The 25,825-nt window shown below is 47.8% G+C and carries 23 protein-coding genes and 1 riboswitch; of the genes, 12 read left to right on the plus strand and 11 right to left on the minus strand.

Features of this window, described 5'->3' with window-relative positions; translation table 11 throughout:
* Positions 1-432 precede the first annotated feature (432 nt).
* Both NSQ58_RS15915 and NSQ58_RS15920 read left to right on the plus strand, forming a co-directional pair.
* A complete protein-coding gene (locus tag NSQ58_RS15915; protein ID WP_068941032.1) occupies positions 433-1,689 on the plus strand; it encodes a DUF445 domain-containing protein in 1,257 nt (418 codons plus the stop codon).
* A 33-nt stretch (positions 1,690-1,722) separates the two neighbouring features.
* The gene (locus NSQ58_RS15920; RefSeq protein ID WP_023986688.1) at positions 1,723-2,103 is read left to right on the plus strand and encodes a TIGR02328 family protein; all 381 of its coding nucleotides are present in this window, start codon (positions 1,723-1,725) and stop codon (positions 2,101-2,103) included.
* A gap of 104 nt (positions 2,104-2,207) precedes the next feature.
* On the opposite strand, the gene NSQ58_RS15925 is transcribed toward NSQ58_RS15920, so the two are convergent.
* Positions 2,208-2,882 carry an NAD(P)H-dependent oxidoreductase gene (locus NSQ58_RS15925; RefSeq protein WP_028541224.1) on the minus strand — a complete coding sequence of 225 codons (675 nt, stop codon included), beginning with the start codon at positions 2,880-2,882 and terminating at the stop codon, positions 2,208-2,210.
* Positions 2,883-3,071: 189 nt separating this feature from the next.
* On the opposite strand from NSQ58_RS15925, the gene NSQ58_RS15930 reads away from it, so the two are divergent.
* Positions 3,072-3,455 (plus strand): winged helix-turn-helix transcriptional regulator, encoded by a 384-nt coding sequence (locus NSQ58_RS15930; protein ID WP_023986690.1) that lies wholly within the window; start codon positions 3,072-3,074, stop codon positions 3,453-3,455.
* Positions 3,456-3,553: 98 nt separating this feature from the next.
* On the opposite strand, the gene NSQ58_RS15935 is transcribed toward NSQ58_RS15930, so the two are convergent.
* The 5 genes from NSQ58_RS15935 to NSQ58_RS15955 form a co-directional block, all read right to left on the minus strand.
* On the minus strand, positions 3,554-4,801 hold the full coding sequence (locus tag NSQ58_RS15935) for a stalk domain-containing protein (protein ID WP_023986691.1): 1,248 nt from the start codon (positions 4,799-4,801) through the stop codon (positions 3,554-3,556).
* A 237-nt stretch (positions 4,802-5,038) separates the two neighbouring features.
* Positions 5,039-5,782, minus strand: coding sequence for a YcnI family copper-binding membrane protein (locus NSQ58_RS15940; protein WP_069080870.1), 744 nt, complete (start codon positions 5,780-5,782; stop codon positions 5,039-5,041).
* A gap of 31 nt (positions 5,783-5,813) precedes the next feature.
* Positions 5,814-7,532, minus strand: coding sequence for a copper resistance CopC/CopD family protein (locus NSQ58_RS15945; protein ID WP_279835087.1), 1,719 nt, complete (start codon positions 7,530-7,532; stop codon positions 5,814-5,816).
* Positions 7,533-7,786: 254 nt separating this feature from the next.
* Positions 7,787-9,637, minus strand: a complete 1,851-nt coding sequence (locus NSQ58_RS15950) for a bifunctional diguanylate cyclase/phosphohydrolase (RefSeq protein WP_341057841.1) — start codon at positions 9,635-9,637, stop codon at positions 7,787-7,789.
* Positions 9,638-9,919: 282 nt separating this feature from the next.
* Positions 9,920-10,513 carry a DUF5317 domain-containing protein gene (locus tag NSQ58_RS15955; RefSeq protein ID WP_025723384.1) on the minus strand — a complete coding sequence of 198 codons (594 nt, stop codon included), beginning with the start codon at positions 10,511-10,513 and terminating at the stop codon, positions 9,920-9,922.
* A 202-nt stretch (positions 10,514-10,715) separates the two neighbouring features.
* Between NSQ58_RS15955 and NSQ58_RS15960 the strand changes: the two genes are divergently transcribed.
* The 5 genes from NSQ58_RS15960 to nfsA all read left to right on the plus strand — a co-directional run bounded on the left by NSQ58_RS15960 (position 10,716) and on the right by nfsA (position 16,268).
* Positions 10,716-11,945, plus strand: a complete 1,230-nt coding sequence (locus NSQ58_RS15960) for a multidrug effflux MFS transporter (RefSeq protein ID WP_023986696.1) — start codon at positions 10,716-10,718, stop codon at positions 11,943-11,945.
* Between the two features lie 116 nt (positions 11,946-12,061).
* Positions 12,062-12,412 (plus strand): metal-sensitive transcriptional regulator, encoded by a 351-nt coding sequence (locus NSQ58_RS15965; protein ID WP_013308456.1) that lies wholly within the window; start codon positions 12,062-12,064, stop codon positions 12,410-12,412.
* A 55-nt stretch (positions 12,413-12,467) separates the two neighbouring features.
* On the plus strand, positions 12,468-12,668 hold the full coding sequence (locus NSQ58_RS15970; protein ID WP_013308457.1) for a copper ion binding protein: 201 nt from the start codon (positions 12,468-12,470) through the stop codon (positions 12,666-12,668).
* Between the two features lie 113 nt (positions 12,669-12,781).
* Positions 12,782-15,238, plus strand: a complete 2,457-nt coding sequence (locus tag NSQ58_RS15975) for a heavy metal translocating P-type ATPase (RefSeq protein WP_028541218.1) — start codon at positions 12,782-12,784, stop codon at positions 15,236-15,238.
* A gap of 286 nt (positions 15,239-15,524) precedes the next feature.
* The gene (gene nfsA, locus NSQ58_RS15980; RefSeq protein WP_023986699.1) at positions 15,525-16,268 is read left to right on the plus strand and encodes an oxygen-insensitive NADPH nitroreductase; all 744 of its coding nucleotides are present in this window, start codon (positions 15,525-15,527) and stop codon (positions 16,266-16,268) included.
* A gap of 182 nt (positions 16,269-16,450) precedes the next feature.
* Here the strand turns inward: nfsA and NSQ58_RS15985 are convergent, their stop codons facing one another.
* The 4 genes from NSQ58_RS15985 to NSQ58_RS16000 are packed head-to-tail and all read right to left on the minus strand — an operon-like array spanning position 16,451 to position 19,377.
* On the minus strand, positions 16,451-17,323 hold the full coding sequence (locus NSQ58_RS15985; protein ID WP_075153605.1) for a TatD family hydrolase: 873 nt from the start codon (positions 17,321-17,323) through the stop codon (positions 16,451-16,453).
* Positions 17,316-18,266: an ABC transporter ATP-binding protein gene (locus tag NSQ58_RS15990; protein WP_053326524.1), complete on the minus strand. Its 951-nt coding sequence runs from the start codon at positions 18,264-18,266 to the stop codon at positions 17,316-17,318. Before NSQ58_RS15990 ends, NSQ58_RS15985 begins: the two co-directional genes overlap by 8 nt.
* Positions 18,267-18,310: 44 nt before the next feature.
* Complete coding sequence (locus tag NSQ58_RS15995) at positions 18,311-19,087, minus strand: ABC transporter permease (protein ID WP_023986702.1); 777 nt, start codon at positions 19,085-19,087, stop codon at positions 18,311-18,313.
* Positions 19,084-19,377, minus strand: coding sequence for an MTH1187 family thiamine-binding protein (locus NSQ58_RS16000; RefSeq protein ID WP_053324485.1), 294 nt, complete (start codon positions 19,375-19,377; stop codon positions 19,084-19,086). Before NSQ58_RS16000 ends, NSQ58_RS15995 begins: the two co-directional genes overlap by 4 nt.
* Positions 19,378-19,619: 242 nt before the next feature.
* On the opposite strand from NSQ58_RS16000, the gene NSQ58_RS16005 reads away from it, so the two are divergent.
* The gene (locus NSQ58_RS16005; RefSeq protein WP_155613642.1) at positions 19,620-19,802 is read left to right on the plus strand and encodes a hypothetical protein; all 183 of its coding nucleotides are present in this window, start codon (positions 19,620-19,622) and stop codon (positions 19,800-19,802) included.
* 7 nt (positions 19,803-19,809) lie between these two features.
* Here the strand turns inward: NSQ58_RS16005 and NSQ58_RS16010 are convergent, their stop codons facing one another.
* Entirely contained in the window at positions 19,810-20,853 is a 1,044-nt protein-coding gene (locus tag NSQ58_RS16010; protein WP_053324486.1) for an ABC transporter substrate-binding protein, read from the minus strand.
* Between the two features lie 191 nt (positions 20,854-21,044).
* Positions 21,045-21,154: riboswitch (TPP riboswitch) on the minus strand.
* Positions 21,155-21,424: 270 nt separating this feature from the next.
* On the opposite strand from NSQ58_RS16010, the gene NSQ58_RS16015 reads away from it, so the two are divergent.
* The 3 genes from NSQ58_RS16015 (at position 21,425) to NSQ58_RS16025 (ending at position 25,520) form a co-directional block, all read left to right on the plus strand.
* Entirely contained in the window at positions 21,425-21,859 is a 435-nt protein-coding gene (locus NSQ58_RS16015) for a pyridoxamine 5'-phosphate oxidase family protein (protein ID WP_279835083.1), read from the plus strand.
* Between the two features lie 221 nt (positions 21,860-22,080).
* Entirely contained in the window at positions 22,081-24,183 is a 2,103-nt protein-coding gene (locus tag NSQ58_RS16020) for a bifunctional 2',3'-cyclic-nucleotide 2'-phosphodiesterase/3'-nucleotidase (protein WP_341057842.1), read from the plus strand.
* A gap of 275 nt (positions 24,184-24,458) precedes the next feature.
* A complete protein-coding gene (locus NSQ58_RS16025) occupies positions 24,459-25,520 on the plus strand; it encodes an EAL domain-containing protein (protein ID WP_071559423.1) in 1,062 nt (353 codons plus the stop codon).
* The last annotated feature ends 305 nt before the right edge of the window (positions 25,521-25,825 follow it).

Genomic DNA, 25,825 nt, shown 5'->3' on the forward strand with positions numbered 1-25,825 from the left:
TCGCTTTTTATGGATATTTAATCTGATAATCCATATGAAAAAGTCGAATGCTGTTGAAAGAATCTGGGGTTATCATGGATTCAAATCCTTTCTGAGGTCAAATACCAAAATGGTACTGAAAAAAGGTATCTTATGCCCATTCAACTTTCTTGTTCACTTCTCCTTTCGGTTTAAAAAAATTGGGACTTGGTTTTGTTAAAATGGTTCGTAAGGCTTATTATTGAAAATAAGAGTTTGGGCCCAGTACTGTGATTTTGTTCACAAACATGAATGTAAAAAAGAGAGATATATGCATAAAAAATTACGCAAAAAGTGCCCTTGCGCGTTTCATCAAAAGTGCTTTCAACTTTGGAAATGACACGGGCAATGATATGATGGGTAATACAGGTATAGTGCTTTACTTACTCGACAGTCAGTTTGGAGGATTACAGGATGGGAAAACCAAAAAGTACGAAAACCGCAGCGGCTTGGTCGCTCGTTATTCTAGGGGCAGGCTTTGCAGCCACATTGCCCTTCCAGCAATATGGCTGGGCTCGTTTATTAGCCGGAGCTTTTGAGGCAGGACTTGTAGGGGGACTGGCAGACTGGTTCGCTGTCACTGCTTTGTTCCGTCATCCGCTAGGCATTCCGATACCACATACGGCGCTGCTTCCTAAAAATAGGGACAAGCTCACGAATGCATTGGTGAGTACCGTGGAAAATAACCTGCTAAACAAAGACAGCATTGCGTCTAAAATTGCAGATATTCGTTTGGCCGATTTGGTACTGGGCGGTGTGGAAAAAGGAATGCGCACGCCGGAGGCGGCGGCATCCATAGATGTTCTTGCCAAGCGTCTCGTCCAGTCGCTCCCGCTCGCGGAATTGGCTCCGGTCATCGTGGCAGAGCTCAAGCGGCAGGTGACTGACTTTGACACCGGACCGCTGCTAGAGGCGCTTGCTCGTCAGACCAGCGAGAAGGGCTATGATCGCCGCGCACTGGATTATACGCTGGAGCAAGCAGAGTCCTGGCTTTTGCGACCCGAAACGGGTTATACGCTGGGCACCTTAGGGATGCAGGCTGTTAGTGGTTTGCAGGTGAGCGGGCTGATGCAGTTTGCCTTGAACGCATTCCTCGGCTATCTGAACGAAGAGCGTATGGGTGAAATGATTCGTCATTTCCTGCTGGATCAGGTAGCAGAACTGCAAAGGGAAGAGCACCCGCGCCGCCAGGCCGTGCTGGATGGTCTGAGAACACAGGTGACCCGATTGGCGACGAAAGATACGGTTCAGGAAGGGTTGAACGGCTGGAAGGATAGCCTTGTTGAAGCCTGGGAAGGCGATGCGTCAGTGCTGGGCAAAATGGAAGAACTGCGTATACGCTTATTGGACTACATGGAAGACGGAAGCTATGTGCAGACCTATATTTTACCGCTATTGGATCGGATGCTGACTGATTTAAGAGGGAATACCGAGCTGCTGGACAAGATCAATGTGCGAATTGTGGAAGGTATTACTGGACTGGTGGAAGCCAACCATAGTCGAATTGGTAACTTGGTACGCGAAAATGTAGACAAAATGGATAACAAATCCCTGATTGCACTGATGGAGGACAAACTGGGACAGGATTTGCAGTGGATACGTATTAACGGCGCAGTTACAGGCTTCCTGATCGGCATTGTGCTGACAGGTATCCGTATGCTAATCCAATAGACCAGAAAAAGCTACAGATAGGGTTGTGGAAGCATGAGGCTTTGGCATGAACATTTAATCGACAGGTTACCCCGTCCGCAACTGTTGGGGCAACATCGTGAGTGCTGTGCCCTGCGCGGGAATGGGTGGGGCAAGCCACACGCCACCGTGAATTATGTGTTCGATTATCACCCAATGCTGCTGGTGCGCTATCATAGGCTCATTATGGACGAAATGAAAAGCAGAGGGTACAATGTTGATCCACTATGGGAACAGCCGTTGTATCGCGGTAAGCAGTGTGAGCCTTGGGAGGCGGAGCTGGGTGAGGAACTGGCAGGCGCGGGTGCATATGTGGAGCATGACGATGAGTATATGAAGGAGTGCCTGGATAACCTGGCTTCCAAGGGTATTTTAATAGAGATTGAAGTGACCTAAAAAAGACGGGCTGCGGTATGTTCATCATTCAGATGAAGTGCCGCAAGCCCGCTTTTTTGATGCTTCAGTGTTCAGTGCTTGGGGGAGAGACTCGGGATATTAGATTACAGAATCCAGCGGGTGACCTTTTCCAGCGGTTGTCTGGATTTTTCCCGCTTGGGTTCATGAGCGCGATAACCGAAGGCAGCAATGACTGAAATATCGAGCAGCCCGTTTTCTAGCAGTCCTTCTTCCTCCAAAATGGCATGCACCTGATCGTAGTTAAAGCCCTCAATTGGACAGGAATCAATACCGATCTGAGCCGCCGCTGTCATCATATTGCCTAAGGCAATGTAGGTTTGCTTGGAAGCCCAGTCAAATAACGTACGTTCGTTTTCCAGTAAGCGTTGATTTTCACCCTGGAAAATCTTATAGCGGCCTGGCAGTGAGGCAAAGTCCTCCTCAGACATACCTTTAACCTCTTTATACATATACTCCACGTAAGGAGAATCATAACGAACATCCTTGCGCGCCAAAATCAGGACGACGTGGCTAGCCGCAGGAATCTGCTTTTGACCGCCGCTGGAAACTGCAGCCAGCTTTTCTCTCAATGCCTGATTTTGTACAACTACAAACTGCCATGGTTCAAAACCAACGGAGCTTGGAGAAAGTCGCCCGGTTTCGAGAATGAACTGAAAATCCTCTTCTGGTATGATGCGATTGGGATCGAATTCTTTCGTGGCGTGCCTGAACAGAAAGGCGTCCAGAATTTCCTGTTTTTTAGCTGATGTATTAGACATAAAATGTACTCCTTTTGATATGGGTTTAGTTGGTACTCTATGGGTTTTCTGCTACTATAATGAGAGCTGATATCGAATATATAGTTATCATATAGAAAGCTTTTGCAGGGAACAAGTACGCACATATTTGTTCCTTGTCATACGTCTGGGGCTATTGGTTTACACATTCTACAGAAAGAAGGGGTATACATGGCACAGGAGATGGAACATGCAGTTAGCGTTAATTTTGGATGTCCGGTAGCGAAAACCGTCGGGGTTATAGGCGGCAAGTGGAAGGGAGTCATCTTGTATCATTTGACGACAGGACCGCGGCGCTATAACGAAATTCGACGGACCTTGCCTAATATTACACAGCGAATGCTAACCTTGCAGTTGCGTGAACTGGAGAGAGATGGCATTGTGCACCGTGAAATTTATAATGAGAACCCACCGCGTGTGGAATACTCGCTTACCCCGTTGGGAGATACGTTAAGGCCGTTGCTGGATTTTATGAGAGACTGGGGGATCTTCTATGGAGAACAGGGTTGCGAGCCTGTGACGACAACTTCCAAATCAGGCAAGCACTTTTGTTAAAGGGCATAAAGAAAGCCCGCCAAATGATTTCATAGAAGACGCATAAGAAATCATTAGCGGGCGGAATAAGGTCTGGGTTATTTAGATAAAATGTGCACTTATTTAAACTCGATGGCTTCGTTCATCTGCGCCCAAGCCGTTTCTCCAATGATGCCCAAGCGCCAGATAGCGATTCCTTTGAGGTCATAACGTTTGGCTAAACCGATCTTGGCGTTAACGGTGCTATCTTTTTCACTACCCATCGAAATCCCCAAAATGAGCTTGTCGCGCGAGGTTTCCTTCAAGGCCAGTTGTATGGCTTCATCCACTTTATCCAAAGGCTCAGGCGTAGCCTTTTGTCCGTAATCATAGGCCATGATGATCAGATCGTCCGCCAGATTGCCCAGCGTTTTGTAGTCATAGCCAGAGTAAGAGCTGTTCAGCGGATGTAGAACGACGGTGAGCTTGAGTCCAGCCTGATGCGCTTTGGCCGATAACTTTTGAATAAAGGCGTTGTAGTCTGAACGCGCTTTGGCTTTATCGCCGCTCCAGCCCAATCCTTCCAGATCTAGCGTAATGCCTTTAAATTGTTTGTCGGTGGCGGTACTGACGATTTGGGAAATGGTTTGTTCTTGAAGCTGCGCATTTTCCAAAACCTTGGTCAGTTCGTGATTGCCATCTCCGGAATAGACCATCAGGTAAGGGGAAGTCCCCTGGCTGTCTGCCTCCTGCACAATGGACTCCGGCGTTACGGTTCCAGCGGCTTGAGGCCATTTGTATTCCTTGCCGTTTGTCGTAAATTGTCCGTTCGTATCAATTCGACTCCAGCCGAAGGCAACTGCGTTAAAATCCGGTATTTTGGATTTTTGGTCAAAGGAAGACAGCGCATAGAAGCCTACTGTATACATAGCTTCACGTGGCGATGTAATGGAGACCGTCCGTGTTCCCTGGTTCCAGTTCACCGTGGCTCCAAACTGCTGCCCGAAAAAGCCCAGCGGAATCATGGTGCTGCCGTGCACGGTTTGCGGAGCGGCTGTTAGTTGAACCGTTTGTCCGTCCACTGTGGCATTGCGGCTACCCATCTTTAGAACCACCTGTTTGGTAGCAGAGCCTTGCGCTTTGGTAGCAGTGATGCTTTGGCTGGCTTGATCCCATTTCACTGTAATGCCGAGAGCCTCAGAAATAGCGCGAAAGGGAACCATGGTCGTGCCGTTCATCATGGCAGGTTGTACGGGGAACGGTAATGGATATCCGTCCAGCATAATGCTGATCTTGCCGGTCTCGGCTTGTGCCAAGGGGCTATAGATGCCCGCTGCGGTACTCAGGAAAATAGCGCTAGATAACAGAGCCTTATTTACGATTTTCATCCTATGATCTCCTATGCTCAATAGATTGCAATGCTATCATGTTAGAATCGTGAGGTATCTACCATTTTACCAAAAAAATGATAGAAAGGTGAATGTGAAATAATAGGATGAGATGAATCTGAGTATGTATTAAAGCTGAATATTAATCGTTTTCTTTCATACAAAAAAAGCTGACCCCTTTAACTAGGTGTCAGCTTTTTCTTTTTAAAACGATCTTAACTTCATTCGTAACCCAGATTACTTGCGGCGCTTGAGTGCAATGCCGACAGCTGCGGCACCAAGAACGACTGCAATGATCGAGAGGACGAGTGCTGTCGTTTGTGCAGTAGAGCTGGCAGGAGCAGAAGCAGCAGGGGCAGCTTCTACAGCATTGTTCGAAGCAGGTGCGGGACTGCTGCTATCTTTAGTCGTATCTGTGCTCGCGTGGCCTGCTGCCATACCCGCTGAATCGTGTCCGCTGTCTGCGGCAGGGGTTGCGGACGTGGCTTCCGCCGTGATTTCGGTAATGGAATGAGGGTTGTTACTTCCTTCGTCGCCTGTCCATTCCACAATACTTCCGTCACTATAATATTGGAAGGCGTCCCAGGCTGCTGCGGTATTCTGGTCTGCATTTTGCGCTACAAAGCTGAAACGCTGATACTGACCCGCTTGAATGCCGTCTTTTTCAGTCGTCCAGGTCACGGTGGTTACTTTGCCAGAGCTGTCTTTTTCGGTGGCTACCTTCCAATTCGGTACAGGCTCGTATTGTTTGAAAACGACCTCTTTCGGAATTTTCAAGGCGACTTTGGTGGTTGGAATGTTTTTTTCCACGGGTACTTTCAATGTGTACGTTTCCCATGCATTAGGTTGTGAAATAGAAGGCTTAACTGTCACATGTGCACTGGCCATGCCTGCAAAAAGTAAGGCACCCGCCGCAATTAGACCCACAGAGGTTGCAAACCTGGAAAATCTGGATTTTGCTGTTTGAATCGTTGTATTCATATTCATTTCGCTCCTTTTAAGTATAAAATAATTATTTTTTACCGCCTACATGCAGGGTAAATTCAGCATCAACCGCATCGAGTGATGCCGTCAGAGCATGTACTTTTACCGCCCATGTTCCTTCGGAGGTCATCAATTCCTGACTGCGGAATGGTTGTTGTTGCTTTACGGGCAGAACAAATTCCTGTTGATCTTGGTCAGGGTCTGCTGGAGTGAGCGTTAACGTGACCTGCTGGATTCCCGAAACGGCAGCACCCTTGCTATCCTGAACGGATACCTTAAATTCATTGCTGCCCACAGCATTGGGGCTGACTGCCAGTGTAACGTTATATTCGCCCGTAGTGCGAGTCTCCTCAAACGGTACAGCAGGTGCCTGGCCGGGTGACAGGTGAGTGAGCACCGCGGTCAACAGCATCACGAGCAGGCCGACGGACAACTCGGCACGCAATCCCCCAGCGGCTCGCTTACTCGCCGCCGCTTGCCGTGCGCTGCGGAACTGGCTGGCCGCGAAGACCAGCATGACTAGCAGCAGCGCTGCTTTGCCGAGCAGAACGAGTCCATAGGACGTGTTCAGCAGCATGGAGGGAGCCGGAATGTACAGCACGGCTCCATATATACCGGTGGCGAGTAACGCTGCCACCATCGCAATGCCCCAGCCGGCGAAGCGGCGCAAGGCGGCTTGTCGCAGAGTTGCCCGCTCGGATACGGGCAACTCTGCTCCGGCAACCGGCAGGCACACGACCATGACGGCAAGTGAGCCGATCCAAAAGGCTGCTGCCGCGAGATGGACGAAGTCCGCCGCAATGGCTGGAGCTGGATGCGTAGCCGCTGCCGGATGGCCGACAAAGGCCTTGGACAGCATGAGGCATAGCGTTAGGAGAGCCGAGCTGTATCCCCAAAGACGGCGCTGGCGATTCGAAATGCTGTGATCCAGCGCGTAAATCAGCGTTACGCTTAGGAGTAGCACGAGAATCATCTGGATAAACCAAATTTGTCCGGCTCCAGTAAACTGGAGAGCTTCTCCCAGAATCGGGAATGAGAAGCCCTCCCTGATGGAAACCCCGGCATCCCATGAAGCCTGAAGTGGCAGGCTGATCAGAATGGCGGCAGACGTTATGCCGTAGCCGCTCCATAGCAGCTTAGTCCAGCGGGGCAATGTTTCAAAGGGCCGCTGATTTTGCTTATGCTGTTCACTTCGATTCTTGTCTTGGCTTATGCTCGGTAAGATGAACAGCCGGAAACAAATCGCTCCAAAAAGCAGCGATAGTCCTATGTAAAGAAACCAACGGACAGCGATTAAGTCGATTCGTGATGTCCCTGAGCCTTCAGGTGCGGTAGCTTGATGGGTAGGCGCATTGGAACTGCTGCCTACTTGAAATGGAATGACTCCATTAACCGGATGTCCGTCTGCGGATAAAGCTCTCCAATTGACGGAGTAAATTCCATTTTTCATCCCTGGAATCAATTGGATTTCCATGGTGGATTTGTGATTCGGGTCAAGCTGTGCTTTTCCTGTGTCGACCCGCTTGCCTGTTTCATCGGTCACTTTGATCGACATGAAGGCAGATTGCAAATCTTCATTGAAGGTGATGGTCACCTGAGAAGGCGACTTGTCCAAAACCTGATTTTCGGTCGGACTGGATTCAATGACAAATGCATGAGCCCACGAAGAGTGAGGAAACAGGATCAGAAGGGGGAGACACAGCAATAAAAGACAAGCCACACGGGCTGGTCTGGACAGGTACAACATGCCTGTGAAGTCACCTTCTCTCGATTACTTGAAGCGAGGATATCCCCATTTGTAACATTTTATACGGACAAACCCCTTCCTATCTTAATCATAGTGCATATAGCGTGAATAGATGGAGCGAATTATGACATTTATATGAAATTTGAAATAATAAGCATTATACAAAATGCCAATCATATGAAAACCCCTAGCGTGGTTGAATTCAGGACGATTTCAACCACGCTAGGGGCAAAGAGGAAGAGCCTATGAAGGAACTAGAGCTCTGTTTCCATGAGATCCGTGAAAGCAGATTGCTTATGTTGAATATAATGGATAAAAATAGCCGTTAGTTTGGGATCGAATTGGCTACCCGAGCAGGCACGTAGTTCTTCAATGGCCTCCTCGAACGTTTTGGTGGGTTGATAGGGGCGCTCGGTTGTCATCGCGTCAAAAGAGTCGATGATCGTCAGCATCCGACATAAACGTGGAATTTGCTCGCCCTTAAAGCCAAACGGATAGCCTCCTCCGTCATAACGTTCATGATGCAGCTCCACAAAAGGAACCAAATCTATGAATCGTTCGTTGGCTTCGACAATACGTTTGCCCCACATGACATGCGCTTGCACCATCTGCCATTCCTCACAGGACAGTTTCTCTTTTTTATTGAGGATATTCCAGGGAATCTCCAGTTTACCAATGTCATGAATGAGGGCACCTAGTATGAAACGCCGCTTATCCTCCGGTCCGAGCTGAAGTACATCGCTCATGTCTGCTGCATATCTGAAAACCCGCTTGGAATGCTTGAAAGTGTTAATATCCTTGTACAAGAACAAATTAAGCTGCTGCTCAAGATCGCGAATATCCTGCCCCAGATCGACCTCGCGCTCCACTTCATTTAAACTTCCGTGCGTATGAACGATGTTTTTGCCCTGTTTCTTGGCGTAGTACAGGGCTTTATCCGCCAGATCGACCAGCTGTGATTTGTCGTAGATGTCAATGCGGCTTTGTGCAATACCTGCGGAGAAGGACAGACAGCCGTGTGGAAAAATTTCAACACCCTCATAACGAGAATCATTTAATCTTTTTCGAATAGCATTGACTGTTTCATATGCTTGTTCAGCGGTATGCTCGGGCATAAGCAGAGTAAATTCTTCTCCACCGTAGCGGGATACGGTGATGTGGGTGCCGGAGGTTTCCTTCTTAAGAAACTCACCGAGAAATCCCAGTAGCTGATCGCCTTTAAGATGACCGAAATGATCATTGTATTTTTTGAAATCATCAATATCAATCAGCGCCAGACTGAGAGGAGTATTCTCGGATCGGGATATATTCAATTCAGCTTCAAGTGTATTTTCAAAGTAGCTGTGATTGTATAGCCCTGTTCTGCGATCCATGTTCGCTTTTTCTTCGATTTCCCGATACAGCGTGAACATTTGCTTGAATGCGTGAGACAGGAGCATGCTTAGCCCAAGGAACAGCAAAAGTCCTAAAATGCCGTTGTTATAAATCAGTGTAGTCAATACCAAAGACAGAATGAGTGTACATAAGTATACGAGCAGGGATTCAGCCAAAAAAGCCTGTTTAAGCTCATTGAAGGACCCTTTGTATGCGATATAAAAGTAGATGCCCAGTGTGATGGTGTTCACCGCAAAGTAGCAAATCAACGCCAGCAGGTAGGAAGCGAAATGATCTTGGTTTAAAGCTCCCTGCGTTCCGCCGCTTAGTTCAAATACTGTTGAAGACAGGAAAATGGAAAGGGCGTAAATGGAAAAATTGACGGTATGCTTCCACCAGGACAGCTCTGTGTGCCGGAACATGGCAATGATTACATTTAACAACAAAATCAGAATAGCAATTTCGGTGCCATGCACAAAAATACAAGCCAGATACACGGAGGAATCCATGGACTGCTTGTTACTGGCCGGTGGTAGCTGGAATGTAAAATGCTCCAGAATCAGAACTGCTCCCAATAGGGAATAGATCGTGACCCACTCTGTTGTCGTATAGTGCAAAAAGGACCATTGGTTCGTATACAGGAGGACGATCACGCCTGCCAAACATATGAAAAACACATATATTCCCGTCGCGGTAACCCGTTCTTGCAGCTTTTTTATTATACTCATCATTTCTTCTCCTGCCTTGTCGTATCTTGATGTCAAAGCTACCAGGGGTGAATGGGATAATTTACAATTTTGTAATCGAAAATTTCACATGAAAAAACAGGCCGGAATCCAGCCTGTTTTGTTGAGCCTGTGCTTCCTTTTTTTCTTATCGGTGACTAGCCCCCGATTTTGTAACCGGAAGTCAAAGCAATTATGACAGAAGCTACGATAATAGCATTGATAATCACACGGGAGTATTTCAAGTTTTTCATAGGGTTCCCTCCCTTCCTTGGAATAAGGTGTGCACTAGGCGTGGCGGGGATTGGTTTCTTGCTGCTTATCCTTAGTTCTCTTCACGACCATAATGCTTTGGATAAACAGGAACATCCCGAAATTCATGACAACATCTCCAATACTAATTACCTGCGTGCGGGGATAGGGCTTGGAGAGAGGAATAATGTCACCAAGCAATGATAGACGCGTGCTCGCATCCATCATGTAATGTTTCGAGATGACACTTCCGGATTTAAGCATATCTGTATAATAGGGACCCAGCACCTCCGAAGCGCTCAACGAGACCGGCATCCTGCCGCCATTCACCGCCATAACGATAAAATTCATCAATACGCCGATTATAATAAGCTTGAATCCCTTATGATGTCTGTTCAACCAGAGAAATATCAATCCAACCACGTAGACTCCCATAAATAGATACCCGTTAATGGCTGCCAGCCAAGCCCACTTTTCCTGGAAATAAAAAATAATGAATTGTACCAGCAGCAGCACGGGGAACATCCAGCCGGCTATAAGGCGAATTTGACTGAAACGGATCAGACCTTGCCGCCAGCCTCCTCTGAACAGACCTACAATGAGACCTAGTAGCACTCCATCATAGACCATTATCATTCTCCAGATTCCACAAATTTTTTGTTTTGGTTACCGTATAATTCGACCTGAAATTGGTAAATTCCTGCCTGATATATAGCAGTTTTGAAAAAAAATTGCGGATTAGCGTGTAATTATTCGAAGCCAGACGAAATGAGTGATATCATGATACATTGAAGTAATTATTTATATTTTTTTGAAAAGGATGATTATTATTATGAACCGGTTATCCAATACTGTTATGGTTGCCGCAGATATGACCAAATCGCGAATATTATGGATCGCCTTTGTCCTGGGTGCATTGAGTGCTTTCGGGCCGTTGTCCATAGATATGTATTTGCCGTCGCTGCCTACATTAGCGAACAATTTGCATACGACCACTTCGCTGGCGCAGCTTAGTTTAACCGCCTGTCTGTTGGGACTGGCCGTTGGCCAGATCGTTGCTGGTCCGCTTAGCGACGTAAGGGGTCGCAGAGGACCGCTGGTGATCTCGCTCATTCTGTACGCTGCTGCTTCGCTGTTATGTGTGTTTGCGCCGAATATCGGTATGCTCATTGTGCTTCGCTTTATTCAAGGGCTTACGGGGTCGGCGGGGATCGTGATTTCCAGAGCTGTAGCCCGTGATCTATACTCGGGCAAAGAGTTGACACGTTTTTTCTCACTACTCATGCTGGTGAACGGCGTGGCCCCCATCGCTGCACCAGTACTGGGCGGTGTCATTTTGAACTTTGTTTCCTGGCGTGGTGTATTCATGGTGCTTTGTGTAGTCGGCGTGGCTATGCTGATTGCCGTCGTATTGGGTTTGCCAGAAACGTTGCCAACTAACCGCCGCTCATCCGGTGGCTTGAAGCAGACGCTAGGAACACTCGGTCACTTGTTTGCCGATCGACGCTTTATGGGCTATGCCTTCTCACAGGCGCTGATTACAGGAGCGATGTTCGCGTATATCGCTGGCTCACCATTCGTGCTTCAGGATATTTTCGGGGTTTCTCCTCAGACGTATAGCATCATTTTTGCAGTGAATGGTTTGGGGATTGTACTGTTTTCGCAGTTGACGGGTAGACTCGTGGGTCGCTTCAGCGAACGACAGTTACTCTTGTCGGGTCTGGTAATTGCGGCTGTAGCCGGAATTAGCTTGCTTACTGTAGCCTTTACCGGAGGCCAATTGTTTGCTGTTTTAGTTCCTCTGTTTTTTGTCGTTTCCTGCGTAGGGATTGTGAGTACAACGACGACTTCATTGGCAATGCAGAGTCAGCAGCGCTCCGCAGGCAGTGCGTCCGCCATGCTTGGTTTGTTGCCTCTATTACTTGGCTCCATCGCTTCACCGCTAGTAGGCTTGGGGAGTGGAACAACCCCCGTACCGATGGCGGTCGTTATAGCTATAGCCGAGGTTGGAGCGCTATTAAGCTTTGTCGTACTTGCTAAGGAAGCACGCGCGAAGGCTTAAAATAGGGCGAAAAAGTGACATTTTTCTAGAATGTTGACATACCCCACGGGGGTATATTATGATAGGGATATAACAAATGCATAAATGCATGTATACACCACACAGGAGGCTGATGTATGGCTGAGGAGCAACCTGTTTCCCACACTGAAGTCCATGAGAATCACTGTGGAACAGACGGGGAAAAGACAGTTAGAAAAAGTCATCATTCGGCAGAGTTCAAGAACAGCCTCGTATCCCGGTTGAACCGTATTGAAGGTCAGGTTCGCGGAATTAAGGGCTTGATTGAGAAGGATACCTACTGTGACGATGTACTGAACCAGATTGCGGCTGTCCAGTCCGCGCTGAATGGTGTTGGTAAGCTGCTGCTGGAAGGGCATATGAAAAGCTGTGTCATTGAGCGCATGCAGGCAGGAGAGCAGGAAGTGATTGACGAGCTGCTGGTTACGGTCAAGAAGCTGATCCGTTAAGAGTAGTATTCATACACATTATGGGTACGGAAGTACCCCTGGGGAGGAAAAGAAAATGGCACAAGTTACATTGAACGTAGAAGGCATGAGCTGCAATCATTGCGTGAAGGCAGTAGAAGGGGCTTTGGAGAAAGTTGGCGCTACCGGCAAGGTCAGCCTCGAAACGAAGCAAGTGAATGTAGAATATGACGAGTCCAAGCTGAACGTTGAGGCTCTGAAAACAGCCATTGAAGACCAGGGCTATGATGTTGTTTAAGCTGAAGATGCTTTATGTGTGAACAGACTTGTTTCGAAGGAGAAGCTTCCATATTAGAAGCTTTTTCTTTTTGGATATGATATACCCCACTGGGGTATAGGAGGAGGATTACCATGGAAAACCGTGCGACCGACGGTGACAAGCAGACAACGCTTCATATTACGGGGATGTCTTGTGCCGCTTGCGCAAGCCGTATTGAGAAAGGTTTAAATCGAATAGACGGTGTGGCACAGGCTAATGTGAATTTGGCTTTGGAGCAGGCGTCGATATCCTATGATCCCAAGCAGGTGGAGATCCCTGAGTTTCGCGATAAAATTGCTTCTCTTGGGTTTGGAACTGTAAGTGAAGAAGCCAATCTGAATGTGACGGGCATGACTTGCGCGGCCTGTGCAACCCGGATTGAAAAGGGATTGAATCGGATGCCTGGTGTAACAGGTGCCACGGTAAATTTGGCGATGGAAACAGCTCATGTGGAATATGCAGCGGGAAGTATTGCGGTTGGTGATCTGGTGAGCAAGATTGAACAGCTAGGCTACGGAGCGATTCCGCAGAGCGCTGAGGACAATATTGCGGATGTGCGCAGTAAGGATATCCATCGTAAAAAATGGAAGTGGATTGTGTCTGCAGTGCTGTCATTTCCGTTGTTGTGGGCAATGGTGGCTCATTTTTCCTTTACATCATGGATTTATGTGCCAGAACTGTTCTTGAATCCATGGTTCCAACTAGTGCTGACAACGCCGATTCAGTTCGTCATTGGTTGGCAGTTTTATGTGGGCGCGTACAAAGCGCTTCGTAACGGCAGTTCGAATATGGATGTGTTAGTTGCACTGGGTACATCTGCGGCTTATTTTTACAGCTTGTACCTTACTCTGCGTCCGTCTGATGTCATGGAGGGAATGGCGGGAATGCCTGTCATGACCATGCCAGAGCTGTATTACGAGACAAGCGCGGTGCTAATTACGCTTATTTTGGTTGGTAAATGGTTCGAAGCGGTAGCCAAAGGGCGTTCGTCCGAGGCGATCAAGAGCCTGATGAGTCTACAGGCAACGACGGCACGTGTAGTACGTGATGGACAAGAGCTTGATATACCGATCGAACAGGTACGTGTGAAGGATATCTTTATTGTACGACCCGGCGAGAAAATTCCTGTCGATGGTGTGGTCGTGGACGGACGTTCGGCAGTGGACGAATCCATGTTAAGTGGTGAGAGTCTTCCGGTTGAAAAAGAAGCAGGTTCCGCAGTTACAGGGGCGACGCTCAATAAAAACGGGGTACTACGTATCCAGGCTGAGCGTGTGGGTGGTGATACGGCGTTGGCCCGTATTATTAAGGTCGTGGAAGATGCGCAAAACTCCAAGGCTCCGATTCAGCGGATTGCGGATCAGATTTCCGGTATTTTTGTCCCCATTGTTGTTGTTATCGCTGTGTTGGCCTTTATCGTCTGGTTTTTCCTTGTGACGCCGACTGATTTTGCAGGCTCACTGGAGAAAATGATTGCAGTTCTCGTCATTGCTTGCCCTTGTGCGCTCGGATTGGCAACCCCAACGTCTATTATGGCAGGATCGGGACGTGCCGCTGAATACGGTATTCTGTTCAAGGGCGGCGAGCATTTGGAGATGACCCGTTCAGTCAACGCAGTGGTGTTGGATAAGACAGGTACAGTTACGAATGGCAAGCCAGAGCTGACGGATGTTATGGTTGGAGCAAGCGGCTTGGCTGAAAAGGATTTGCTGCGTTTGCTCGGTGCGGCAGAAAAAAGCTCGGAGCATCCGCTGGCGGAAGCCATTGTAAAGGGGATTGCAGATCGAGGCATTGAGCTAGTAGGACCGACAGATTTTGAAAATATTCCGGGTTATGGTGTGAAGGCGCATGTGGAAGGTAAGCAGGTATTGGCGGGTACACGCCGATTGATGAGCAGGGAAGGCATCGCGATAGATGACTCAGCTGAGCAGCATATGAATGAGCTGGAAAGCGCAGGGAAAACCGCGATGCTTGTTGCTGTGGATGGTGCCTATGCTGGATTGGTGGCCGTGGCGGATACGATTAAAGAAACGTCACGGGAGGCAGTTACCCGTCTGCGCGCGATGAACATTGAAGTGATCATGATTACGGGTGACAATGAACGGACTGCGCGGGCTGTTGCCGCCGAGGCTGGAATTGAACGAGTGCTGGCGGAGGTGCTGCCTGAAGGAAAGGCTGAAGAAGTGAAACGGCTTCAGGAGCAGGGCATGATCGTAGCTATGGTTGGGGATGGTATTAACGATGCGCCTGCGCTGGCTACTGCTAATATTGGGATGGCGATGGGCACGGGAACGGATGTGGCAATGGAGGCGGCGGATATTACCCTCATGCGTGGCAACCTGAACAGCATTCCTGATGCGATCGAAATGAGCCGCCGGACCATGACAAACATACGGCAAAATCTGTTTTGGGCGCTCGGTTATAACGTGATCGGTATTCCGATTGCCGCTTTGGGCTTCCTTGCCCCATGGTTGGCGGGAGCAGCCATGGCATTTAGCTCTGTTTCGGTCGTGCTGAATGCACTGCGTCTCCAACGGGTGAAGCTGTAAATGTATGGATGTATTAGCAGGATAGCGTACTGTCGGACATCTGTTGCGAGATAAAGTTATTATCAGAGTATAGAGCAAGTACGCACAATTGGTTTTCTGCGTGCTTGCTTTTTGTTGCGTTTGTTTTTTTAAACCATTCAACTTTCATCACGTTAGGTTGCTTATCATTCGCGAAAGTTCCATAATATTTGTAGGAGTGCCATGCAAGCATGCAAGAACTTCTTCGTATACTCACAGGCTTGAAGTAGATAAAGAGCTTATATTATGGATTAGGAGTGAAGCAGTCATGAATGATACGATTTCCTTGTTGATGAACCACCGGTCTGTGCGAAAATTCAAGTCAGACCCCATTACCGACGAGCAGCTCGCAGCTATTGTGGCAGCTGGCCAAATGGCTTCCTCGTCCAGTAATGTGCAGGCATATACCGTTATTGCCGTTACCGAGCCTTCTTTAAAAACAAAACTGGCCGAGTTGGCAGGAGGACAGGCTTACGTTGAGCAATGCCCCGCGTTTCTGGTATGGTGCGCAGATCTGTACCGTCTGAAGCAGGTCACACTACACCATCAGCCAGGTCAGCCTTCCTATGAAGGTTCCGTTGAAAATTATACGGTTGCGACCATTGATGCCGCGTTAGCCGCACAAAATGCAGCGGTAGCCGCTGAATCACTGGGCCTGGGCATCGTCTACATCGGCGGCATTCGTACTAAAATAGCAGAGGTATCTGAGTTGTTAGGGTTGCCAGAGCTGGTGTATCCAGTGTTCGGTATGTGTATTGGTGTACCGGATCAGGAAACGGGCTTGCGTCCACGTCTTCCACTGTCCGGTGTTTTGCATATGAACGGTTACGACAAAAATCAGACGATGAAAGCTGTAGAGGTATACGATCACACATCAGCGGAATATTTGAAGGAACGTACAGGCGGTCAACGCTCTACGCCATGGTCTGAGCAAATGGCTGCGAGACTGACCGAGCCAGCGCGCTTGCAGTTGAAGCCATTTTTGGAACAGAAGGGTTTCTTGAAGCAATAAAAGCTGAGTGGCGACAAAAAACTCTACAAAATACAAGTAGTATTTGAGCTATATACGTTTGAAAATACAAGAACCTCCTTATTTACGTATGATGAAGTCCCGCGTAAATAAGGAGGTTCTTTGCTTTGGTTGCATGTTGTGGTTGTAAACCTTCCAGTCAGTAAATAGCTGGTATGCCTTTATCAATCAGATAGTGAGTAAAAGCGTCTCGTATTTTCATAAAATAATTGACGGACGGCAGATTCATCTTGATGGGTCAGTTTGCTGTACGCACGAATGACGTCGGCAGTCATCCGGGGATGTGTCTCTTGTCCAGTAAAAGGTCCCTCGAACGGCCAAGGACCATCTGTCTCTGCCATGATCTGATCAGACGGATACTGTCTTGCCAAACTGCGGATCTCTTCTTCGTACAAGAGATCCGGTGTGAAGGAGACATAATAGCCGTTCCGGGCCATACGTTCGATCGTGGCGGTAGAGCCCTTGAACCAGTGAAAATGCGCCTGTGTGATGCCATGACGTTCCAAAAGGTCACAGGCGATGTCTGCGTCCTCATAAACGGCGTGCAGGACAATGGGCTTGTTATGCTTGCTTGCAAACTGGATAAAGCGCTCTAGTAGCACTATGTAGGGAGCGAGGTCAAAAGGTGAACCGCTCTGTGAGGCTTCCAGCCGATTGTAATAGGGCAAGCCGACCTCACCCACGGCGACCATCTGCTGTACATGTTCGTCCATCCAGTTGAACAAGAGTTCAAGCTCAGCTTGCGGTGGAAGAGCCTGTTCGGGATGAAAGCCAAAGGCTGGTCGTACCAGCCCGGGGTAACGCTTGGCTAACTGCAGATTGGCTCGGCTGGAGCCCAGATGCATCGACACGGCTATCACGGCTTGGACGCTGCTATTGGCAAGTGAAGCGAGCAATAATTCCTGTTGTTCGGGCGGGTAGCTGTCTACATGAATATGCGCGTCGATCAATGGAGCGGGTCCAATTGCGGTCAAATCCAAGCCTGGCTTTGTTTGGCTGTTCCATTTCAATGCACATCGAACTTTTACGTCACTCATGTCGATTCAATCCATCTTCTGGGATATTCTTGTGGACGCTCTGAGCATTGTCCATGTCGCCGTCCAGTTTATGTTTTTCCTCGCGCATCCAGCTGGTCATGGTCCGCTTCCATTCAATAAAGAGCGGATCGAGGGTGATTTCTTCCCTACGCGGGCGGGGAAAAGGGACATCTACGACATGCACCACTGAAGCAGGTCGCGCCGACAGCACATAGATGCGGTCGGAGAGCAGCAACGCTTCTTCAATGCTGTGGGTAATAAACAGCACAGAACGGCGGTTCTTTTCCCACATCCGTAATAACCATTGCTGCATGTCTGCACGTGTCAGCGCATCGAGTGCGCTGAACGGCTCATCCAGCAGCATTAATTCCTGTGGGCTGAGCAGTGCGCGAAGAAAGGCTGCGCGCTGTTGCATTCCACCAGACAGCGTATGTGGATACGCCTTGGCGAATTTACCAAGTCCAACCTGTTCGAGCCATTGCAAGGCTTCTTTGCGACGCTCGCGTTCACTGGCGTACTGAGGGGGTACTGCTGTATTTTTACGTGGAGCATTTTCCTGCCCAAGCAGTACGTTGTCCAGCGTGGTACGCCACGGGAAAAGGGCGGGCTGCTGCGGCATATAGCTGATATGCCCACGTTCACCAGTCATGTCCCGTCCGTGCATACGGATACGTCCCTGCTGTGGTTTGAGTAGCCCGCCGATGATGTGAAACAGCGTGCTTTTGCCGCTGCCTGACGGACCAATGAGGGAAACGAATTCTCCTGGCTTGACTGTGAGGGATACATCCTGCAGTACGGGCAGTAGGCTTCGCTTTTCGCGGAAGGCGAGGCTGATCCCGTCCAATTCCAAAGCAGGAGGAGCGGTTGAAGGACTCTGCTGTTCCCCGGTTCGTTGTTCATTAGCCACGTTGTATGATGATAAGTCAGTCGGATGCAGACTCATACGCGCCACGTCCTTTCTTTGCTGTATGTAATTCAAGGAGGAAGCTACTCTCGATCGGGTTTCCAGCGAACCAGCCATTTCTCCAGTAGTAAAATAACCACAAACATGAGTAAGCTGAGTGCAACAATAATGCCGATGGCGGCAAAAATGAGGTCCGTGCGATAGGCCGATTTTTGCAGCAGCATATAATATCCAATTCCTTCACTAGCTCCGATCCATTCCGCAATGATCGCACCCATCACACTATAGGTAGCAGCAATTTTAACGCCAGAAAAGACTTGCGGCAGGGAATGTGGCAGCTCCAGCTTCATAAAAATAGCCATGCGGCTTGCACCCGACATCCGCATATAGTTCATCATCGTACGGTCTGTTCGAGTCAGCCCGTCCATGGCCGCTACAGCCACAGGAAAAAAGCATACTAGGGTAATGACCATCAGCTTGGGCAGCACCCCAAAACCAAACCACACCATGAGCAGCGGTCCCAGGGCGATGATTGGAATGTTTTGGCTCAGGATAAGCAGCGGATACAGGGCGGATTTGAGAAAAGGAATCGTATGAAGAACGATGGCGATCAACAGTCCCGTTGCTGTCCCTATCGCGAATCCCGCAAGTGTCAGACGAATCGTAGCCCATGTATGGGCACCAAGCAGCGCCGTCTGGGCTATGCCCTCTTGTACGATGAGGGATGGAGCAGGCAGCAGCCAGGATTCAACATGCAAATAGGAAACCGCCCCCTGCCAGGCCGCTAAAAAGAAGAGGACCGCCACAAAGGGCGGCCATACGCTTTTCCACCAGGATGCGTTCTTGCCTTTCGGATTCATGGGCGATATTTCTCGGTCAGCTTGTTCATGCTGATGCCTTGTGGGTTATGTGCGATTTTGATCTGTGAAATGACGCTGGGACTGCCCGCTTCCGTCAAAGCCTCGTGCATTTCTTTAACCACTTTCAGCAACTCGTCGAGCTCGCCCTCCATGGTCGTATCCAATGGATTCACCTGATGTTTGACACCGGAGCGCTGAATGACCTCGATCGCCTTATCTACATACGTGTAAGAGTCCTCGTTATTAGGAGTTTTAGGGATTACTTGAATACTGAGCAGTGTGTTAGCCATGCAAATTCACCTGTCCTTTATTTGGAGTGTTATTAAAAAAATATGGTGGTTTAAGGCGGGGAGACCGCTTCGCGTTTCATTTGATCTTACGATCGCTGCGCTTCTCCAGATTCAAATGAACCACTACGCTGCCAACCGCCTTAAAAACACCCTATTTTTAAAGCTGGTTTGTGTGGCATTTTTAACACACAAGCGCACCTACTTAGCGCTTAGATAATATGAGAAACTAAAGAATAAACCAAGTGGAACGAGAACGAAGTGGGCGGAATGGTGCTGTACAAGCGTTAGCGTTCGCCTTTGTACCCAGATTTCAACCTCTGGATATTCATAAAAGAAATCTGGGTACAGCAGCGATGGGAAGCACCATCCGACTGCGTAGTGGCGCTTCGTTCACTTCTCTAGTTCAGTCTTATTTAGCGTTTTAACAAATGATCAACGCTTGGGCAGGAAACCGTTTGTGAAGGCTTTATCGACTTCCAAAGGCTTGCTGAGCAGCTTGCGTTCGTACATCCAGTCCGAATAGTTTTGCCATACCTCCGGTTTTTGCACACCCCATTGCGCGGCATCGTCCTGATAACGCGGGCTTAGCCATTTTTGGCTGGCAAGTACCAGTTTTTTATCCAGCTCCGGTACAGCTTTGCTTAAGATGTCTGCGGCTTCTTCCGGATGAGCGATAGTGTATTCATAGCCTTGTGCGGTAGCGTCCATGAACGCTTTGACCAGCTCGGGATCATTTTTTATTGTCTGTTCGTTGCTCACAATTACAGGTGTATAGTAATCGAGGCTTTTGGAATAATCTTTTACATACAGCATATCCAATGGCTCACCTCGAAGCTGGGCCTCGATTCCGGTCCATGCGTAGAAAATCCAGGCAAAGTCGATATCCCGCTTCACGGCTGTAAAATAGTCTGCATTGCCCATGTTGATGATCTTCACTTTGCTCACATCGCCTTTGTCTGAATCCATGATGGATTTCATGACCGCTTCTTCTACGGGAGAGCCCCAACCGCCGTATTTTTTACCTTCAAAATCTTTCGGGCTCTTAATTCCACGATCTACCGGGGCTGCGAAGCCTGAGGTATTATGCTGAATCACCGCAGCGATGGATACAAGCGGCACGCCTTGCGTACGAGCCTGTGTGACGCCTTCTTGGTAGCTGATACCAAAAGGTGCAGCATTAGAAGCAACCATTTGATCAGCTCCGCCTGAGCCAGGTTGAACAATTTGGACATTCAAACCCGCTTTTTCGTAAAATCCTTTGTCCTTAGCGACATAGAGTCCCGTATGATTCGTATTGGGTGTCCAGTCGAGCACGACTTTAACATCTTTGAGCCCCTTTGCCGGAGTAGACGTTTGAGTGTCGGTAGCGGGAGCCGCTTCTTGGGATGTGGGGGGACTTCCACCGCAAGCGGTCAGGGTCAGGGCCATGAGCCACAGACTGATCAGTCCCAGGCTTAACATTTTCATGCGCTTCATCGTTGTGTTCTCTCCTTTAATTACCCGTTATCCGTCCAATCAGACAGCTTAAGTTACCCATTTTCTAAAAATAACATCTGCCGGATGCGATCTTTCCAACAACATAATCTTCAACAAAAAAAGCGCCCCGAGTTTCCGGGACGCTTGCGCTTGTATATACCAAAGTAAGGGATGGTCCTATGTAAAAAAGGCACATCTTGCTTAAGCATTCCTACGCTGGCATTACCCAGATCAGGTTGTAAGGGTCAGTGTCTTGGGACACACTCTCAGCCGGCCGATTCCAGCACCCCTGGCATTGTATGGTTTAATGGGTTCATTTATTCGGGTTTACTACGACGATTATATGCCTTGAATGCGGGTCTGTCCAGCATGAAGGGAGAGGTGACGGTTCATTTGCCGAACGACAGGGTACACTTTTACTGTGAGCTTTGATCTGAAAATGAGCATGAATCAATTCGATTCGATCCGGTCATGTTATTTTCAGAACAGCTACGCAAGTAGGTTCAGATGGGCTGGTGCCCAATGGCGTGGCCGTAGAGAATTCTAATTCGTGAAAAGGAGTTGTTGTACTGTGGGTAAAACGGAAACATTGGATCGCAACCAACTGGAACAAGCCATTGTGAAGGCTTTGGATAACAACAAATTTTGCTCGTTAGGTACGGTAGAGGGTGGCAAACCGAAAGTACGCTATATGGCCCTTTTTAACGATGGAATGAACATTCATCTGGCGACAGATCGCAAAACGCATAAAGTAGAGGAGCTAAAGGACAATCCGAATGCTTATCTGCTGCTGGGTTATGAAGTTGGCGGTACGAAGGAAGTCGTAGAAGTGGAGGCTACCGTCCAGATCACAACTGATGAGGGGCTGCGCAAACAAGTGTGGAACGATTCCTTGAAGGAATGGTTTTCCGGACCGGATGATCCCGATTATGTCATTCTGGACGTGAATCCGACACGCATTGAGTATGTGGGTCAGCAATCTGAGCGCCAGGTTTGGAAGAAGTAATACGAATATAAATGGATAAGCCGGTGAATCTCCGAGTTTTTTAGGAGGTTTGCTGGCTTTTTATTTTTTGAGAAAATTAATTATTTTTTCATAAATAATTTAAGTAAATGACTACTCTTTTATCTGGCGTTGGATTAAAATAGAAATGGTGGGTTCAAGGCTTACATATATGTGCAAAAGTATGTATATGAGGCATACACCTTAATGAGGAGGGGTATATTTTGTTATTTCGTAAAAATTGGTTTAAAGGGTTTACAGCAGCAGTTGTGGCTTGTAGCATGCTGGTGTTTTCGGCCGCTCCATCCTGGGCAGCTAGCGATTCTCGCGATAGCGCTACGGTGAATTTGCGGATCATGGAAACAACGGATATTCATGCGTCGCTGATGAACTATGATTACTATTCAGACAAAGAAACCAACGAATATGGCTTGATTAGCACAGCTGGTTTGATCCAACAGGCGCGTAGTGAAACAAGAAACAGCATGCTGTTCGATAACGGTGATTTGTTACAGGGCAATCCATTAGGCGATTATATGGCCAGAAACAAAACCTATGAAAAAGAAGGCGGTGTCCATCCAGTCTACAAGATGATGAACTTGATGGGCTATGATGCGGCGACAGTGGGTAACCACGAATTCAACTACGGTCTCGATTTTCTGGAGAAATCGCTCAAGGGAGCCGATTTTCCTTACGTAAATGCGAATGTTTATGTTGACAAGGGGGGGCAAGCTACTAAAAATTATTTTACCCCTTATCGAATTCTTGATAAAACGGTAACGGACGAGAAGGGCCAAGAGCACATCCTTAGAGTGGGCGTCATCGGTTTGGTCACACCACAAATTATGCAGTGGGATGAAGCCAATTTGAAGGATAAAGTCGTTACGAAGGATATTGTGGAAACGGCGAAAAAGTTTATTCCTCAAATGAAGACGGAAGGTGCTGACATTATTGTCGTGCTTGCGCACACAGGTTATGAGGATGTGCCGCAAACGCCAATGATGGAGAATGCCGTTAAATATTTAAGCCAGGTGGACGGAATTAACGCTATTCTGTTTGGGCATGCTCATAAATCTTTCCCCGGCCCTGATTTTAAAGAAATGAAGGGTGTAGATCTAGATAAAGGAACCATTAACGGCGTACCGGCTGTGGAAGCTTCCTCATGGGGCAAGGAGCTGGGTATTATTGACCTGAGCCTGGAAAAGAGAAATCGCGAGTGGAACGTAACTAACTCTCAGTCTGAAGTACGTCCGGTTGTGAGTACCACTAACCAGGCTGTGCAGTTTACTCCTGACTACAAACTGACAGATTCGATCAAGGAAGAGCATCAAGGAACGCTGGATTATGTTCGCCAACCTGTTGGAACAACGACTGCACCGATTAACAGTTATTTTGCATTAGTGCAGGATGACCCTTCCATTCAAATTGTGACGAATGCACAGAAATGGTATGTTCAAAACCATCTTAAAGGGACCGAATACGAAAATCTTCCCGTATTGTCGGCAGGCGCTCCATTCAAGGCCGGTGGTCGAAACGGAGCCGAGTATTACACCAACATTCCTGAAGGTACGATAGCGATTAAAAACGTGTCCGACCTGTATGTGTATCCGAACACGGTTCATGCTGTAGAAGTGACCGGTGCTGAAATTCAGGAATGGCTGGAGTGGTCTGCAGGTCAGTTCAACCGCATTGATCCAAAGCAAACTGAGGAGCAATCGCTGATCAACAAAGATTTCCCAACCTACAATTTTGATGTCATTGACGGTGTGAATTACCAGATTGATGTAACTCAGCCTGCACGATATGATGCCAAGGGAACGATTATTGATTCTTCAGCTCATCGTATCAAGGATCTGCAATACAATGGGAAGGCTATTGATCCTGCGCAGAAATTTATCGTAGCTACCAATAACTATCGTGCTTCCTCATCCAAACTGGCTAACCCAGATGGCAAACGAATTGTGATGGCAGCACCGGATGAAAGTCGCCAGGTCATTATTGACTATATCCGTACGAACGGAACGATTAATCCATCGGCGGACGGCAATTGGTCTATTGCTCCTTTTGGTCAGGCAAAGGTTACTTTCGAGTCCTCTCCTGATGCCAAAGACGTGCTGGCAGGAAATCAACAAATTTCATACTTGAGCAGCGCGGCAGACGGCTTTGCCAAATACAGCTTAAAAGCTGGCGCTAAGCCTAGTGCAGCAACCACTCCTGTAAAGGAAGCTGTGGCTCCCGCGAAAGCAACAGCAAAACCAGCTGTTAAAACGACCAAACCTGCAGCTGTTAAACCAGCTAAAACAACGAAGCCGAAGGCGTCCAAATAACTTCGGATTTTAGTTTCCACTCAATATCAGAATGAAGCAGCAAGTCTCTTTAACCAAGAGATTTGCTGCTTTTTTTGATGCCAAAAACAACAGCCCCGAATTTATCATGATTGCAAAAAGTTTTCTGATTTTTGTCGAATATGTACTTAAGTCCTAAGTTGTCGTTAAGAATAAGCTACTTTTTTGTAAAAACACGTAATTATATAGTGCTTTTGTTCTAGTTATTTGTGATATAATGGTGAAAAAACCGGAAAATTGTTCCGAGGAGGACCATTATGACATGCAGCAATTGCAGCATCATATTACCTATTAAGGATCAAGGATTGCTCAGAATTAGGCATTCCAGGGTGTCGCTTACTCCAGCATTAGATGGTTTGGGTATGCTATCGGAACAACTGAAGCAGGAACATGGGCGTGAGGGCAGCATAGAGTTTCGCTTTGACAGCCGTTCAGAGCTGGAACAGCTGGTTAACGGACTGGCTCGTCTGCCGCAGGAATACCTGAACCATATGCAAGTTGTGGTAACGGGCTTGCATTATATCGAAGGATATGAGGACTGGCTTCTATTTAGTCAATTGCAAGCCAGACTGCAACATCCAGATATCGTGAGTATTATTAAGGATCAAAGTTTTTCCAGCCATATGCAGCCTATTGTTGATCACAAGCTGGATATTATCGGGTTTGAGTTTTTGCTGCGTCCGTCACATGCAGAGAGACCTTTTCAGCCTTTCCGGCTGTTTGAAATCGCCCGTGAAGCTGGCTTGCATGCTCATCTGGATCGCTCGGCTCGTATTTCCGCTATTGAAAAAAGTGCAACATGCCTTCCGGCGGGAATTAAACGTTTTATTAACTTTCTCCCTTCCACCATTTATAATCCGGCTTATTGCTTGAATCACACCTTTGAGACGATTGATCGGTTATCCATGAGTACGAAGGATTTTGTATTTGAGGTCGTAGAAACGGAAGAGATAGACGACCTTAATTTTTTGCATCATATCTTTGATCAATATCGCAATCGAGGAGTTTCGGTAGCCCTGGACGATGTGGGGGCAGGTTATTCTACGACAGAGCTTATGAATTGCCTTCAGCCGGATTATGTTAAAATTGACCGCAGTATAATTGACGGCTGTCATAGTAACAGTGATCAGAAGCGGCAAATTACAGGGATTGTAGAATCGGCTTTTCGTTTTGGAGGCCAAGTGTTGGCTGAAGGCGTAGAGCAGATGGAGGATTTTGAATTTTGTCGTGAAGCAGGTGTGTCACTGGCTCAGGGTTATTTGTTTGGCAAGCCGGAGCCTGGTCCGCCCTCCAATTTTATGCTTAGTAGCGTAATATAGTCAGGAACAAATTTAAGTAGACGTAGTTTATAAAAATTGGAGCTTAAATAAGGCTGTGGCATAAGCAAATTCCAATTCTATTGGACAGCGCTTTATCACCATTAATGTAAAAAACGCGAGTTGCAGAGGTTATTTCACCCCTGCAACTCGCGTTTTTTGGTCTGCTTGCCCACCTGAGTAAGTTCTGGACAAGCGAAGCCACTTAGTCTCCAATTTTACTTGGTAAGGAACGTTAAAAGCCCGGAGGCAGTTTACGACCGTTTTTATTTTTAAAGTAAAGATTGACGTCTTGAAGACAATTGGAT

This window comes from Paenibacillus sp. FSL M7-0134, from assembly GCF_038007865.1.
GTDB lineage: Bacteria > Bacillota > Bacilli > Paenibacillales > Paenibacillaceae > Paenibacillus > Paenibacillus polymyxa_B.